General features: G+C 56.0%; 10 protein-coding genes. 9 read left to right on the forward strand and 1 reads right to left on the reverse strand.

From position 1 onward, the window contains the following. Positions 1-13: 13 nt before the first annotated feature. The 5 genes from sdhB to sucD all read left to right on the forward strand — a co-directional run bounded on the left by sdhB (position 14) and on the right by sucD (position 7,195). On the forward strand, positions 14-730 hold the full coding sequence (sdhB, locus tag VPX56_RS06955) for a succinate dehydrogenase iron-sulfur subunit SdhB (RefSeq protein WP_010428707.1): 717 nt from the start codon (positions 14-16) through the stop codon (positions 728-730). 269 nt (positions 731-999) lie between these two features. Then, entirely contained in the window at positions 1,000-3,807 is a 2,808-nt protein-coding gene (gene sucA, locus VPX56_RS06960; protein WP_131633029.1) for a 2-oxoglutarate dehydrogenase E1 component, read from the forward strand. Between the two features lie 14 nt (positions 3,808-3,821). Continuing rightward, the gene (odhB, locus tag VPX56_RS06965; protein ID WP_025912846.1) at positions 3,822-5,042 is read left to right on the forward strand and encodes a 2-oxoglutarate dehydrogenase complex dihydrolipoyllysine-residue succinyltransferase; all 1,221 of its coding nucleotides are present in this window, start codon (positions 3,822-3,824) and stop codon (positions 5,040-5,042) included. A gap of 117 nt (positions 5,043-5,159) precedes the next feature. Then, on the forward strand, positions 5,160-6,326 hold the full coding sequence (gene sucC, locus VPX56_RS06970; protein ID WP_023310791.1) for an ADP-forming succinate--CoA ligase subunit beta: 1,167 nt from the start codon (positions 5,160-5,162) through the stop codon (positions 6,324-6,326). Beyond that, a complete protein-coding gene (gene sucD, locus VPX56_RS06975; protein ID WP_008501094.1) occupies positions 6,326-7,195 on the forward strand; it encodes a succinate--CoA ligase subunit alpha in 870 nt (289 codons plus the stop codon). The genes sucC and sucD overlap by 1 nt, the downstream gene beginning before the upstream one ends. An 83-nt stretch (positions 7,196-7,278) precedes the next feature. Here the strand turns inward: sucD and VPX56_RS06980 are convergent, their stop codons facing one another. After that, positions 7,279-7,995: a GntR family transcriptional regulator gene (locus VPX56_RS06980; RefSeq protein WP_263610561.1), complete on the reverse strand. Its 717-nt coding sequence runs from the start codon at positions 7,993-7,995 to the stop codon at positions 7,279-7,281. Positions 7,996-8,166: 171 nt separating this feature from the next. Here VPX56_RS06980 and mngA point away from each other — a divergent pair, with 171 nt between their 5' ends. The 4 genes from mngA (at position 8,167) to cydB (ending at position 16,126) form a co-directional block, all read left to right on the forward strand. After that, complete coding sequence (mngA, locus tag VPX56_RS06985) at positions 8,167-10,074, forward strand: PTS 2-O-a-mannosyl-D-glycerate transporter subunit IIABC (protein ID WP_326470738.1); 1,908 nt, start codon at positions 8,167-8,169, stop codon at positions 10,072-10,074. A gap of 20 nt (positions 10,075-10,094) precedes the next feature. Then, the gene (gene mngB / locus VPX56_RS06990; RefSeq protein ID WP_326470740.1) at positions 10,095-12,728 is read left to right on the forward strand and encodes a mannosylglycerate hydrolase; all 2,634 of its coding nucleotides are present in this window, start codon (positions 10,095-10,097) and stop codon (positions 12,726-12,728) included. 674 nt (positions 12,729-13,402) lie between these two features. Next, complete coding sequence (cydA, locus tag VPX56_RS06995; RefSeq protein WP_131633025.1) at positions 13,403-14,971, forward strand: cytochrome ubiquinol oxidase subunit I; 1,569 nt, start codon at positions 13,403-13,405, stop codon at positions 14,969-14,971. A 15-nt stretch (positions 14,972-14,986) separates the two neighbouring features. Continuing rightward, a complete protein-coding gene (cydB, locus tag VPX56_RS07000) occupies positions 14,987-16,126 on the forward strand; it encodes a cytochrome d ubiquinol oxidase subunit II (RefSeq protein WP_131633024.1) in 1,140 nt (379 codons plus the stop codon). Positions 16,127-16,132 lie beyond the last annotated feature (6 nt).

Here is a 16,132-nt window from a genome sequence, read left to right on the forward strand (position 1 = left end):
CGGAGACAGGACAATGAAACTCGAATTCTCAGTTTATCGTTATAACCCGGATGTAGACGACGCTCCGCGTATGCAGGATTACACCCTGGAAGCGGAAGAAGGTCGCGACATGATGCTGCTGGATGCCCTGATGCAGCTGAAGGAAAAAGATCCAACGCTGTCGTTCCGCCGCTCCTGCCGTGAAGGGGTCTGTGGCTCTGACGGCGTGAACATGAACGGCAAAAACGGTCTGGCCTGCATCACGCCAATTTCGGCGCTACAGCGTCCTGGTCAGAAAATTGTTATCCGTCCTCTGCCAGGCCTGCCGGTCGTGCGTGATTTGGTGGTAGACATGGGGCAATTCTATGCACAATATGAGAAGATTAAGCCTTACTTATTGAATAATGGGCAAAATCCACCCGCTCGTGAGCACCTACAGTCTCCTGAGCAGCGTGAAAAACTCGATGGGCTGTACGAGTGTATTCTCTGCGCATGTTGTTCTACGTCCTGCCCGTCGTTCTGGTGGAACCCGGACAAGTTTATCGGCCCGGCCGGCCTGCTGGCTGCCTATCGCTTCCTGATCGATAGCCGCGACACCGAAACCGATAACCGTCTGGAAGGACTGAGTGACGCTTTCAGCGTATTCCGCTGCCATAGCATCATGAACTGCGTCAGTGTATGTCCTAAGGGGCTGAACCCGACGCGCGCTATCGGCCATATTAAGTCGATGCTGCTGCAGCGCAGTGCGTAAGTAGTGAGAGGGGAGCGCTGTTCCCCTCACCCTAACCCTCTCTCTAAGGGAGAGGGAACAGATTGCAGGAAATCTTTAAAAACTGCCGACGACCTTCCCCCTCTCCCCACGGGAGAGGGTCGGGGTGAGGGGAAACCCTTAAGACAGTTTCTAAAGGTTCCTTCGCGGGCCAAATGAAAAGAGCTCGCAGGTGAACCCCGGCACGTACACGCGGTGTGCGTGGTAGTTTCTACGGCGAAAGTAAGCATAAAAATGCTTAAGGGATCACGATGCAGAACGGCGCAATGAAAGCCTGGCTGGACTCTTCTTTCCTTTCTGGTGCAAACCAGAGCTGGATTGAACAGCTCTATGAAGACTTCTTAACCGATCCTGACTCAGTGGACGCAAACTGGCGTTCCATGTTCCAGGAGTTGCCTGGCACGGGAGTCAAACCGGATCAATTCCACTCCAAAACACGTGATTATTTCCGCCGTCTGGCGAAGGATGCCTCACGTTACTCTTCTGCGATTTCCGACCCTGACACCAATGCGAAGCAGGTTAAAGTCCTGCAGCTTATCAACGCTTATCGCTTCCGCGGTCACCAGCATGCAAATCTCGATCCGCTGGGACTGTGGCAGCAGGATCGTGTCGCGGATCTCGATCCGGCGTATCACGATCTGACCGAGGCCGATTTCCAGGAAAGCTTTAACGTAGGTTCTTTTGCTATCGGCAAAGACACGATGAAGCTGGGCGAGCTGATTGACGCGCTCAAGCAGACCTACTGCGGCTCCATCGGCGCGGAATATATGCACATTACCTCCACCGAAGAGAAACGCTGGATCCAACAGCGTATCGAATCCGTGGCGGGTCACGCCAACTTCTCGACGGAAGAGAAAAAACGCTTCCTGAACGAACTGACCGCAGCAGAAGGCCTTGAGCGTTATCTGGGTGCGAAATTCCCGGGTGCAAAACGCTTCTCGCTGGAAGGCGGCGACGCATTAGTGCCCATGCTGAAAGAGCTGATCCGCCATGCGGGTAACAGCGGTACCCGTGAAGTGGTGCTGGGCATGGCGCACCGCGGTCGTCTGAACGTGCTGGTCAACGTGCTGGGTAAAAAACCGCAGGACCTGTTCGACGAGTTCGCGGGCAAGCATAAAGAACACCTCGGCACCGGCGACGTGAAGTACCACATGGGCTTCTCGTCTGATATCGAAACCGATGGCGGCCTGGTTCACCTGGCGCTGGCGTTTAACCCGTCGCATCTGGAAATCGTCAGCCCGGTGGTGATCGGTTCCGTTCGTGCGCGTCTGGATCGTCTGGACGAGCCGAGCAGCAACAAAGTCTTGCCAATCACCATTCACGGTGATGCGGCCATTACCGGCCAGGGCGTGGTTCAGGAAACCCTGAACATGTCGAAAGCGCGTGGTTACGAAGTGGGCGGTACCGTTCGCATCGTGATCAACAACCAGGTGGGCTTCACCACCTCTAACCCGCTGGACGCGCGTTCAACCCCGTACTGCACCGACATCGGTAAAATGGTGCAAGCGCCAATCTTCCACGTAAACGCGGATGATCCGGAAGCCGTTGCTTTCGTCACCCGTCTGGCGCTGGACTACCGCAATACCTTCAAACGCGACGTGCTGATCGACCTGTTCTGCTATCGCCGTCACGGCCACAACGAAGCGGATGAGCCAAGCGCAACCCAGCCGCTGATGTATCAGAAAATCAAAAAGCACCCGACGCCGCGTAAAATCTATGCTGACAAGCTGGAAAGCGAAAAAGTGGCGACGCTGGAAGATGCGACCGAGCTGGTCAATCTTTACCGCGACGCGCTGGACGCGGGTGAGTGCGTAGTGAAAGAGCTGCGCCCAATGAACATGCACTCCTTTACCTGGTCGCCGTACCTCAACCACGAGTGGGATGAGAGCTACCCGAACAAGGTTGAGATGAAGCGCCTGCAGGAGCTGGCTAAACGCATCAGCACCGTACCGGACGCTATCGAAATGCAGTCTCGCGTAGCGAAAATCTACGGCGACCGTCAGGCCATGGCGGCAGGCGAGAAGCTGTTCGACTGGGGCGGCGCGGAAACCCTGGCTTACGCAACGCTGGTTGACGAGGGCATTCCCGTTCGTCTGTCCGGTGAGGATGCGGGCCGCGGCACCTTCTTCCACCGTCACGCGGTGGTTCACAACCAGTCTAACGGTTCAACCTATACCCCGCTGCAGCACGTGCACAACGGTCAGGGCCAGTTCAAGGTCTGGGACTCCGTGCTGTCTGAAGAAGCGGTGCTGGCCTTCGAATACGGTTACGCCACCGCTGAACCGCGCACCCTGACCATCTGGGAAGCGCAGTTCGGCGACTTCGCCAACGGTGCGCAGGTGGTTATCGACCAGTTCATCTCCTCCGGCGAACAGAAGTGGGGCCGTATGTGTGGCCTGGTGATGCTGCTGCCGCACGGTTACGAAGGGCAGGGTCCGGAGCACTCCTCCGCGCGTCTGGAACGTTATCTGCAGCTTTGCGCCGAGCAGAACATGCAGGTCTGCGTGCCGTCTACCCCGGCTCAGGTGTACCACATGCTGCGTCGTCAGGCGCTTCGCGGTATGCGCCGTCCGCTGGTGGTGATGTCACCGAAATCGCTGCTGCGTCATCCGCTGGCGGTTTCAAGCCTGGATGAGCTGGCTAACGGCACCTTCCTGCCGGCCATCGGCGAAGTGGACGAGCTGGACCCGAAAGGCGTTAAGCGCGTTGTAATGTGTTCTGGTAAGGTTTATTACGACCTGCTGGAACAGCGCCGCAAGAACGATCAGAAAGATGTCGCCATCGTGCGTATCGAACAGCTTTATCCGTTCCCGCATCAGGCGATGCAGGACGTGCTGAAACAGTATGCTCACGTACATGATTTTGTCTGGTGCCAGGAAGAGCCGCTCAACCAGGGCGCATGGTACTGCAGCCAGCATCATTTCCGTGAAGTGATTCCATTTGGGTCTGCCCTGCGTTATGCAGGTCGCCCGGCCTCCGCCTCTCCGGCGGTAGGGTATATGTCCGTTCACCAGAAGCAGCAGCAAGATCTGGTCAATGACGCGCTGAACGTCGATTAATTAAAGGATACATAATGAGTAGCGTAGATATTCTTGTTCCCGACCTGCCTGAGTCCGTAGCAGATGCGACCGTCGCCACCTGGCACAAAAAACCGGGCGATGCCGTAAAGCGCGATGAAGTGCTGGTAGAAATCGAAACTGACAAAGTGGTACTGGAAGTACCGGCCTCGGCGGATGGCGTTCTGGACGCGGTGCTGGAAGATGAAGGTACAACCGTCACCTCTCGTCAGATCCTGGGCCGCCTGCGTGAAGGCAACAGCGCGGGCAAAGAGTCCAGCGCCAAGTCTGAAGAAAAAGCGTCTACCCCAGCGCAGCGCCAGCAGGCCTCTCTGGAAGAGCAGACAAACGATGCGCTGAGCCCGGCGATCCGTCGCCTGCTGGCTGAACACAGCCTTGACCCGGCCGCCATCAAAGGCACCGGCGTGGGCGGTCGTCTGACTCGCGAAGACATCGACAAGCACCTGGCGAAAGCGCCTGCTCAGGCAGAAGCGAAAGCCCCTGCGGCGGCACCGGCAGCGCAGCCTGCTCTGGGCGCCCGCAGCGAAAAACGCGTGCCGATGACCCGCCTGCGCAAGCGCGTGGCCGAGCGTCTGCTGGAAGCGAAAAACTCCACCGCGATGCTGACCACCTTCAACGAAGTGAACATGAAGCCAATCATGGACCTGCGTAAGCAGTACGGTGACGCGTTTGAAAAACGTCACGGTATCCGTCTGGGCTTTATGTCCTTCTACGTGAAGGCGGTGGTTGAAGCGCTGAAACGCTACCCGGAAGTGAACGCCTCTATCGACGGCGATGACGTGGTTTACCACAACTATTTCGACGTCAGCATGGCGGTGTCTACTCCACGCGGCCTGGTGACCCCGGTTCTGCGCGATGTGGATACCCTGGGTATGGCTGACATCGAGAAAAACATTAAAGAGCTGGCTGTGAAAGGCCGCGACGGCAAGCTGACCGTAGACGACCTGACCGGCGGTAACTTTACCATTACCAACGGCGGCGTATTCGGCTCGCTGATGTCTACCCCGATCATTAACCCGCCGCAGAGCGCGATCCTGGGTATGCATGCCATTAAAGATCGCCCGATGGCGGTAGACGGTAAAGTGGAGATCCTGCCGATGATGTACCTGGCGCTCTCTTACGATCACCGCCTGATCGACGGCCGCGAGTCCGTGGGCTTCCTGGTCGCGATTAAAGAGCTGCTGGAAGATCCAACGCGTCTGCTGCTGGACGTCTAGTAACTATTTAGCATCACCTGCCCTGTAGGCCGGATAAGCGTAGCGCCATCCGGCACACAGATCGCGCCGGTCTACAGGTTTGAAGATAACGATTACCCTGAAGGATGGATAGAACACATGAACTTACATGAATATCAGGCCAAACAGCTGTTTGCCCGGTATGGCTTACCGGCTCCGGTGGGTTATGCCTGTACTACCCCGCGTGAAGCAGAAGAAGCCGCATCTAAAATCGGTTCCGGCCCGTGGGTAGTTAAATGTCAGGTTCACGCTGGTGGCCGTGGTAAAGCGGGCGGTGTGAAGGTTGTTAAGAGCAAAGAAGAAATCCGCGCCTTTGCTGAACATTGGCTCGGCAAGCGCCTGGTCACCTACCAGACAGATGCAAACGGCCAGCCGGTAAACCAGATCCTGGTTGAAGCGGCGACCGACATCGCGAAAGAACTGTACCTGGGCGCGGTTGTTGACCGTAGCTCCCGTCGCGTGGTGTTCATGGCGTCTACCGAAGGCGGCGTGGAAATCGAAAAAGTGGCGGAAGAGACCCCGCACCTGATCCACAAAGTAGCAATCGATCCGCTGGCGGGCCCAATGCCTTACCAGGGTCGCGAACTGGCGTTCAAGCTGGGTCTGGAAGGCAAGCTGGTTCAGCAGTTCACCAAGATCTTCATGGGTCTGGCGAACATCTTCCTGGAGCGCGATCTGGCGCTGATCGAGATCAACCCGCTGGTGATCACCACCCAGGGCGACCTGATCTGCCTCGACGGCAAGCTGGGCGCTGACGGCAACGCGCTGTTCCGCCAGTCCGATCTGCGCGAAATGCGCGACCAGTCTCAGGAAGACCCGCGTGAAGCGCAGGCTGCACAGTGGGAGCTGAACTACGTGGCGCTGGATGGCAACATCGGCTGCATGGTTAACGGTGCGGGCCTGGCAATGGGCACCATGGACATCGTTAAGCTGCACGGCGGTGAGCCAGCAAACTTCCTCGACGTGGGCGGTGGCGCAACCAAAGAGCGCGTAACCGAAGCGTTCAAAATCATCCTCTCTGACGATAACGTGAAGGCGGTTCTGGTGAACATCTTCGGCGGTATCGTGCGTTGCGACCTGATCGCAGACGGTATCATCGGTGCGGTTGAAGAAGTGGGCGTTAACGTTCCGGTTGTTGTGCGTCTGGAAGGTAACAACGCTGAACTCGGCGCGAAAAAACTGGCTGACAGCGGCCTGAATATTATTGCAGCGAAAAGTCTGACGGATGCAGCTCAGCAGGTTGTTGCCGCAGTGGAGGGGAAATAATGTCCGTTTTAATTAATAAAGATACCAAGGTTATCTGCCAGGGCTTCACCGGTAGCCAGGGGACTTTCCACTCCGAACAGGCGATTGCCTACGGTACGCAGATGGTTGGCGGCGTAACGCCAGGTAAAGGCGGCACCACGCACCTGGGCCTGCCGGTGTTCAACACCGTGCGTGAAGCGGTAGAAGCGACGGGCGCAACCGCGACCGTGATCTACGTTCCGGCCCCGTTCTGCAAAGACTCCATTCTGGAAGCCATCGACGCAGGCATCAAGCTGATCATCACCATCACCGAAGGTATCCCGACGCTGGATATGCTGACCGTGAAGGTGAAGCTGGACGAAGCCGGCGTGCGTATGATCGGCCCGAACTGCCCGGGCGTTATCACCCCAGGCGAATGTAAAATCGGCATCATGCCGGGCCACATTCACAAGCCGGGCAAGGTGGGCATCGTGTCCCGTTCCGGTACCCTGACCTATGAAGCGGTTAAGCAGACCACCGACTACGGCTTCGGCCAGTCCACCTGCGTGGGCATCGGCGGTGACCCGATCCCGGGCTCTAACTTCATCGACATCCTGAAGCTGTTCCAGGAAGATCCGCAGACCGAAGCGATCGTGATGATCGGTGAGATCGGCGGTAGCGCGGAAGAAGAAGCGGCTGCTTACATCAAAGAACACGTAACCAAGCCGGTTGTGGGTTATATCGCGGGCGTGACCGCGCCGAAAGGCAAGCGTATGGGTCACGCAGGCGCGATTATCGCAGGCGGTAAAGGTACGGCAGATGAGAAATTCGCAGCGCTGGAAGCCGCAGGCGTGAAGACCGTTCGCAGCCTGGCGGATATCGGCGAAGCACTGAAATCCATCATTAAGTAAGTCCTCTCTGCTCCCCGAAAGGGGAGCGTTGATATAACTAAATGTCCGTTTCGACATGGTTGGCCGCTGAATAGCGGCCTTTTTTATTGCCTGCGTTTGGCGATGAGGGTGAATTTATAGTCGTCGCTGTTAAAGACGTTGCGGCTGTATTCAAACACCCGCCCGTCCTTCAAAAATCCGCGAGACACTTTCTCCAGAATCGGCCGTGTCGGATCGAGCGCCAGCGCGGCGATGGCCTCCTGCGATGGCATAACCGGCGCAAGCTCCTGCTCGCTGCGATCGATCGTCATCTTTTTAATCTGCTCAACGTAATGGTATTTCGAATTTTCCATCACTTCCCAGGTAAGGTCGGGGAACATCGCCAGCGGCATCCACGTCTCCTCCAGGTTCACCGGCTTTTGCTTGATGAAGCGCACGCGTTTTACGTGCCAGACTTTATCATCCGGCGCGATCGCTAATTTATCGGCCAGTTTTACGTCGGCTTTCAGCACCTCGAAAATGCGCACGTCGCTGTGGGTATCCACGTTCCGGTCGGCCAGCTTCTCGTAAAAGCCGGTGAGCTGATAAATATCGTAATTCACGCGCTCCTCTTTGACATAGGAGCCGCTGCCCTGGATGCTCTCGATAATCTGTTCTTCCGTGAGCAGCCTGAGCGCCTGCCTTACCGTTACCCGGCTGACGCTGAACGCCTCCTGAAGGCTGGATTCCGTCGGCAGCGCATCACCGGGTTTTAACTCACCGGCGTTAATTTTTTCACGAAGCGCGTCGGCGATCTGCCGATACATCGGTTTGTTGCCCATGAACTCTGCCTTTCTAATACCTTTTCACGGAATTATGCCTGCCGTTCATAATTTGTAAATAATACAATTTAAATACAAATTATAAGATAAAGAGAAAGTGATCACATAAATGTATTTTTTGGTCTGCCACAATCGCGCTCAGACAATAACAACATAAGTGTGAGGATCTTGATGAACCTGACGACCCTGACCCACCCCAGCGCGGTTTGTGTGCAGGCGCAGTATGCCAGTCGTGATGAGGCGATCCGCCAGCTCGCGGCGCGGCTCGCGTCGCTGGGAAAAATTACCGACGGCGATGCGTTTATAGCGGATGTCTTTCATCGCGAATCTTTGGGGCCCACCGCGCTGGGCGAAGGGCTGGCTGTTCCGCATGGCAAATCGAGCGCGGTGGCGGAAGCGGCCTTCGCCGTTGCCACGCTGAGCCAGCCGCTGGAGTGGGAAGGGGTGGACGGCCCGGAGAAGGTTGAGCTGATCGTCCTGCTTGCCATTCCGCCCGCCGAAGCGGGATCGACGCATATTCAGGTGTTGACCGAGCTGACGTCTCGCCTGGCGGATGACGCGCTCCGGGCCCGCGTGATGGCGGCGACCAGCGCGGAAGATCTGCTAGCGGCGCTTGAAGATGCTCCGCAGGACGACGCGGTGAAAACCCTGATAAATGCGCCAACCGTCGTCTGCGTCACCGCCTGTCCGGCCGGTATTGCCCATACCTACATGGCCGCTGAATACCTGGAAAAAGCAGGGCGCAGGCTGGGTATCAACGTGGTGGTCGAAAAGCAGGGGGCGAACGGCATTGAAGGTCGCATCACCCCGCAGCAGCTGAAGGCGGCGCGGGCCTGTATTTTTGCGGCGGAAGTGGCGATCAAGGAGGGTGAACGTTTCAACGGTATCCCCGCTATTTCGGTGCCGGTGGCGGAACCGCTGCGTCATGCCGAAGCGTTAATTGAGCGTGCCCTGGCGTTACCGTCCTCGCCCGATGAACGGCCGGTGCAGGGAGAGAGAAAGAGCGTTAAAACGGAGCTCAAGCAGGCGCTTTTAAGCGGTATCTCCTTTGCGGTGCCGCTGATCGTCGCCGGAGGAACGGTGCTGGCCGTGTCGGTACTGCTGGCGCAGATACTCGGCCTGCAGCATCTTTTCGATCAGGAAAATTCATGGCTGTGGATGTACCGCAAGCTCGGCGGCGGCATGCTCGGCATTTTGATGGTGCCGGTGCTCGCGGCCTATACCGCCTACTCGCTGGCGGACAAACCCGCGCTGGCGCCGGGCTTTGCGGCCGGTCTTGCCGCCAACATGATCGGCTCGGGGTTTCTGGGGGCCGTCGCGGGCGGATTAATCGCCGGCTACCTGATGCGTTGGGTAAAAAACCATATTCGCCTCAACAACCGCTACAACGGATTTTTAACCTATTACCTCTATCCGGTCATCGGCGTGCTGGGGGCGGGCAGCCTGATGCTGTTTGTGATTGGCGAACCGGTGGCATGGATCAACAACGCGCTGACGGCATGGCTTAACGGGCTGTCAGGGGCAAACGCGCTGCTGCTGGGCGTCATTCTTGGTTTTATGTGTTCGTTCGATTTAGGTGGCCCGGTAAACAAGGCAGCCTACGCGTTCTGTCTCGGGGCGATGGCGAATGGCGTGTATGGTCCGTACGCGATCTTTGCTTCCGTCAAAATGGTGTCGGCCTTTACCGTCACCGCCTCGACGATGCTGGCTCCGCATCTCTTCAAACAGTTTGAAATCGAAACCGGCAAATCGACGTGGCTGCTTGGCCTGGCGGGTATTACCGAAGGGGCAATCCCGATGGCGATTGAAGATCCGCTGAGAGTGATAGGCTCGTTTGTTCTCGGCTCGATGGCGACGGGCGCGATTGTCGGTGCCATGGGGTTAGGGCTATCTACGCCAGGGGCAGGGATTTTCTCCCTCTTTTTACTGCATCACGCCGGAATGGGCGGCGCAATCGCTGCGGCCGGCTGGTTTGGCGCGGCACTGGTGGGAACCGCTATCTCCACTCTCATTTTACTTATCTGGCGACGTCAGGCCGTTAAGCGCGGCAAGTACGTCACTGAAGACGTTACGCCATAACACGCACACAGGAAACGAAGATGAAAGCTGTATCTCGCGTTCATATCACGCCGCATATGCACTGGGACCGTGAGTGGTACTTCACCACCGAAGCGTCACGTATTCTCCTGGTCAATAATATGGAGGAGATCCTCACCCGCCTTGAACAGGACGAGGAATATAAATACTACGTCCTCGACGGCCAGACGGCGGTGCTGGAGGACTACTTTGCGGTAAAACCGGAAAACCGCCCCCGCGTGAAGGCGCTGGTCCAGGCCGGAAAGCTCATTATTGGTCCCTGGTATACGCAGACGGATACCACGATTGTCTCCGGCGAGTCGATTGTGCGTAACCTGATGTACGGCATTCGCGACTGCATGGCGTTCGGCGAGCCGATGAAAATTGGCTATCTGCCGGATTCGTTTGGTATGTCCGGCCAGCTTCCACACATTTATAACGGTTTCGGCATTACGCGCACGATGTTCTGGCGCGGCTGCTCGGAACGTCACGGGACAGATAAAACCGAGTTTCTCTGGCAGAGCCAGGACGGCAGTGAAGTAACGGCGCAGGTGCTGCCGCTGGGCTACGCGATTGGTAAGTACTTACCGGAGGATGAAGCCGGGCTGCGTAAACGCCTCGACAGCTACTTTGAGGTGCTGGAAAGCGCCTCCGTGACTAACGAAATTTTGCTGCCTAACGGCCATGACCAGATGCCGCTGCAGCAGAACATTTTTGCGGTGATGGATAAGCTTCGCGAAATCTACCCGCAGCGAAAATTCGTGATGAGCCGCTTTGAGGAGGTCTTCGACCATATCGACGCCCATCGGGAGGCGCTGGCGACGCTGAAAGGCGAGTTTATCGACGGGAAGTACATGCGTGTGCACCGAACGATTGGCTCCACGCGGATGGATATCAAAATTGCCCATGCCCGTATCGAAAATAAAATCGTCAACCTCCTCGAGCCGCTGGCGACGCTCGCCTGGACGCTGGGCTTTGAGTATCACCACGGCCTGCTGGAAAAAATGTGGAAAGAGATCCTGAAAAACCACGCGCACGACAGCATCGGCTGCTGCTGCAGCGACAAGGTGCATCGCGAAATTGTCTCCCGCTTTGAGCTGGCTGAGGATATGGCTGACAATCTGGTCGCTTTCTACATGCGCAAGATTGTCGACAACATGCCGGAAAGTGATGCCGATAAGCTGGTGATGTTCAACCTGATGCCCTGGCCGCGGGAAGAGGTCATCAACACGACTCTCCGTCTGCGCGCCAGCCGTTTTCGTTTGGTGGATGACAAAGGCAACGAGATCCCGTATTTCATTCGCGGCGCGCGCGAGCTTGACCCTGGCTTGATTGACCGACAAATCGTCCATTACGGGAACTACGAACCTTTTATGGAGTTCGATATTCAGGTCAGCCAGATCCTGCCGTCGATGGGCTATCGCACGCTCTTTATCGAGCCGCATGTTGCCGGGAACGTGCTCGCTCCGGCAAAAGGGACCGACGCGCTGCTGGAAAATGCCTTCTGGCTGATTGATTTAAACGCCGACGGCACGCTGCGCCTGCGGGATAAAGAGACCGGGCTCATTTATGACCGCGTGCTGGAAATGGAGGAAAGCTCGGATGACGGGGACGAGTACGACTACTCGCCTTCGCGAGAAGAGTGGAGACTCACTTCAGCACAAGGGCAGCATGATGTTGAGGTCACGCATGAGGGCTGGCAGAGCAGGGCGGTTATCCGTCACCGCATGGCCGTTCCGGCAAACCTCACCGAGCGCTCGGCCCGCCAGCAGAATGGCGCGCTCGGTGCCGAGATTGCGGTCACGCTCAGCCACAACAGCAGACGCATTGACGTGGAGGTACGCCTGGATAATCAGGCTGATGACCACCGCATTCGCGTGCTGATCCCCACGCCGTTTAGCACGCAGGAAGTGTTAGCGGATACGCAGTTTGGTTCCATTACCCGTCCGGTGCAGGATGAGGCAATGGAAATCTGGCAGGAGGAAGGCTGGAAAGAAGCGCCGGTGCCCGTCTGGAATTTGCTCAACTACGCCGTCCTTCGGGAGAGACGCAACGGACTCGCCCTGTTCACCGAGGGGCTGCGTGAGTTTGAAGTAGTGGGGGATGACAAAAAAGCCTTTGCATTGACCCTGCTTCGCGGCGTTGGGCTGCTCGGGAAAGAAGATCTGCTCCTGCGTCCCGGCAGACCGTCGGGTATTAAAATGCCCGTTCCTGATTCGCAGATGCGGGGGGCGTTAACCAGTCGGTTTAGCCTGTACAGCTTCAGCGGAACGCCTGAAAGCGCCGGCGTAGCGCAGCAGGCAAAGTCATGGTTAACGCCGGTGCAGTGCTATAACAAAATCCCCTGGGATGCGATGAAGCTCAATCGTTCGACGTTCATGACGCCACTGAGCTACAGCCTGTTTTCTCTTTCGCCAACGGGGTGCGTGCTCAGCGCAGTCAAAAAGGCGGAAGAACGCGATGAGCTGATCCTGCGTCTGTTTAACCCTTCCATAACCAGTGTGAATGATGCCCAGTTAGCAATAAATCAGTCCGTAAGACGGTGCTGCGAAACAGACATGAACGAGCAGATAAAAACCGGGGAAAATGTGCAGGGGATGATGTGGGCGTTCAAACCGGGCGCGTCGCGCACGTTTAGCATTTTGTTCGACTCATAACCGACGACAAGAGAAAAGGCTGTAGGCCCTGCAGCCTTTTTTCATTAAATAGTCACACAGTGGTGTTAATTTAAAGGGGCGTAAAAGTAAAATAAAAGTAATTCCACAAGGTACAGTTTGCCCGCGTAAAATGAGGGTGAGGGGACTATCATTAAATGTTTACCCGGCCAGTCCGGCATTTTTCTTTGGGCGTTAAATAAAATCACTTCTGTTTATATTTCCTCTTGCGATTGATAACTAACAACACCTCCAAATGTACATATCATTAACATGGTTTTTACCATTCTCACCATGATTAAACATGGTTAACATTGAGAGCCGTTTTTGATTTAAATCAATGTTTAATCCTTGGAAAAAACCTTCAAAAGGCGCTAAATTGTCCCCGATCAAAATGGCCGAAAAGCGGTAGTTTTGCTATAAGTTGATCACCGTCGTAAAACGTAAATGTGATTCAATAAAAACCTGTTTATTGTAAGGGTTTTGCAGCGTATTATATTTACGGGATCAATTTTGGTTTTTTTTAACGTATTTGTAACCTGACGTCATCGTTTTTATCCTCCCTAAGGGTAATAACGACGACAGGGATGCGAATAATTTGTATTGGGGCATGCGTGTGAATCTCTTTCTGACGGGGTTCACTCTCGGAGTCTTCATGCGATGAGCAAGGAGTCATAATGTTAGACATAGTCGAACTGTCGCGCTTACAGTTTGCCTTGACCGCGATGTACCACTTCCTGTTTGTACCACTGACGCTCGGTATGGCGTTCCTGTTGGCGATCATGGAAACGGTTTACGTCCTCTCCGGCAAACAGATTTATAAAGATATGACCAAGTTCTGGGGCAAGTTGTTTGGTATCAACTTCGCGCTGGGCGTGGCTACCGGTTTAACCATGGAGTTCCAGTTCGGGACTAACTGGTCTTACTATTCCCACTACGTAGGGGATATCTTCGGTGCGCCGCTGGCCATTGAAGGTCTGATGGCCTTCTTCCTCGAATCCACCTTTGTAGGTCTGTTCTTCTTCGGCTGGGACCGTCTGGGCAAAGTCCAGCATATGGCAGTGACCTGGCTGGTCGCATTAGGCTCTAACCTGTCCGCGCTGTGGATCCTGGTCGCGAACGGCTGGATGCAGAACCCCATCGCCTCTGATTTCAACTTCGAAACCATGCGTATGGAGATGGTCAGCTTTGCCGAGCTGGTCCTGAACCCGGTTGCACAGGTTAAATTCGTTCACACCGTGGCATCGGGCTACGTGTGCGGCGCCATGTTCGTGCTGGGCATCAGCTCCTACTACATGCTGCGCGGTCGCGACTTCGCTTTTGCAAAACGCTCCTTTGCTATCGCTGCAAGCTTCGGTATGGCTGCGATTCTGTCCGTTATTGTTCTGGGTGATGAATCCGGTTACGAAATGGGCGACGTGCAGAAAACCAAACTGGCTGCGATTGAAGCCGAGTGGGAAACGCAACCGGCTCCGGCTGCCTTTACCCTGTTCGGTATTCCGGATCAGGATGCGCAGGAAAACCGCTTCGCTATTCAAATCCCTTACGCGCTGGGCATCATCGCGACGCGTTCCGTCGACAAGCAGGTCACTGGCCTGAAAGATCTGATGGTGCAGCACGAAGAGCGTATCCGTAACGGGATGAAGGCTTACTCGCTGCTGGAACAGCTGCGCTCTGGTTCAACCGACCAGGCCGTTCGCGACCAGTTCAACGACGTGAAGAAAGACCTGGGCTACGGTCTGCTGCTGAAACGCTATACCCCGAACGTCTCCGACGCGACGGAAGCACAGATTCAGATGGCAACCAAAGACTCTATTCCACGCGTTGCGCCTCTGTACTTCGCGTTCCGCATCATGGTGGGCTGCGGCATCATCATGCTGCTGATTATCGCGGCGTCCTTCTGGTCAGTGATTCGTAACCGTATCGGTGAGAAGAAATGGCTGCTGCGTACGGCGCTGTACGGTATCCCGCTGCCGTGGATTGCCATTGAATCCGGCTGGTTTGTTGCGGAGTATGGCCGTCAGCCGTGGGCGATCGGTGAGGTGCTGCCAACCGCGGTAGCGAACTCATCCCTGACGGCGGGCGATCTGATCTTCTCCATGCTGCTGATTTGTGGTCTGTACACCCTGTTCCTGGTAGCTGAACTGTTCCTGATGTTCAAGTTCGCGCGCCTTGGCCCAAGCAGCCTGAAAACCGGTCGCTATCACTACGAGCAGTCCACCGTGACTACTCAGCCGGCACGCTAAGACAGGAGTCATCAAATGATCGATTATGAAGTATTGCGTTTTATCTGGTGGCTGCTGGTCGGTATTCTGCTGATCGGTTTTGCGGTCACGGATGGTTTCGACATGGGCGTGGGCATGCTCACCCGTTTCCTCGGCCGTAATGACACCGAGCGTCGAATCATGATCAACTCCATCGCCCCGCACTGGGACGGTAACCAGGTGTGGCTGATCACCGCGGGCGGCGCGCTGTTCGCCGCCTGGCCGATGGTCTATGCGGCTGCGTTCTCTGGTTTCTACGTGGCGATGATTCTGGTGCTGGCGTCTTTATTCTTCCGTCCGGTTGGTTTCGACTACCGCTCTAAGATTGAAGACACCCGCTGGCGCAACATGTGGGACTGGGGCATCTTCATCGGTAGCTTCGTTCCACCGCTGGTGATTGGCGTGGCGTTCGGTAACCTGCTGCAGGGCGTGCCGTTCCACATCGACGAGTACATGCGTCTTTACTACACCGGTAACTTCTTCCAGCTGCTGAATCCGTTTGGCCTGCTGGCGGGCGTGGTGAGCGTCGCGATGATCATTACTCAGGGCGCGACCTATCTGCAGATGCGTACCGTGGGCGAACTTCACCTGCGTTCCCGCGCTACCGCCCAGGTTGCCGCTCTGGTCACGCTGGTCTGCTTCGCACTGGCCGGTGTCTGGGTCGTGTACGGTATTGATGGTTACGTGATTACGTCGGCGATTAACCATGCCGCACCGTCTAACCCGCTGACCAAAGAAGTGGCGCGTCAGGCGGGTGCCTGGATGGTGAACTTCAACAATACCCCTGCGCTGTGGGCTATCCCGGCTCTGGGCGTGTTGCTGCCGCTGCTGACCATGCTGACGTCTCGTCTTGAAAAAGGTGCTCTGGCGTTCGTGTTCTCTTCACTGACCCTGGCGTGCATCATTCTGACGGCCGGTATTGCCATGTTCCCATTCGTGATGCCGTCAAGCACCATGATGAATGCCAGCCTGACGATGTGGGATGCGACCTCCAGCCAGCTGACGCTGAACCTGATGACGTATGTTGCTTGTGTGTTCGTACCGATTATCCTGCTCTACACCACCTGGTGTTACTGGAAGATGTTCGGTCGTATCACGAAAGAAGATATCGAAAGCAACACTCATTCACTGTATTAAGTAAGG

The organism is Enterobacter wuhouensis, from assembly GCF_035835995.1.
Classification (GTDB): domain Bacteria; phylum Pseudomonadota; class Gammaproteobacteria; order Enterobacterales; family Enterobacteriaceae; genus Enterobacter; species Enterobacter wuhouensis.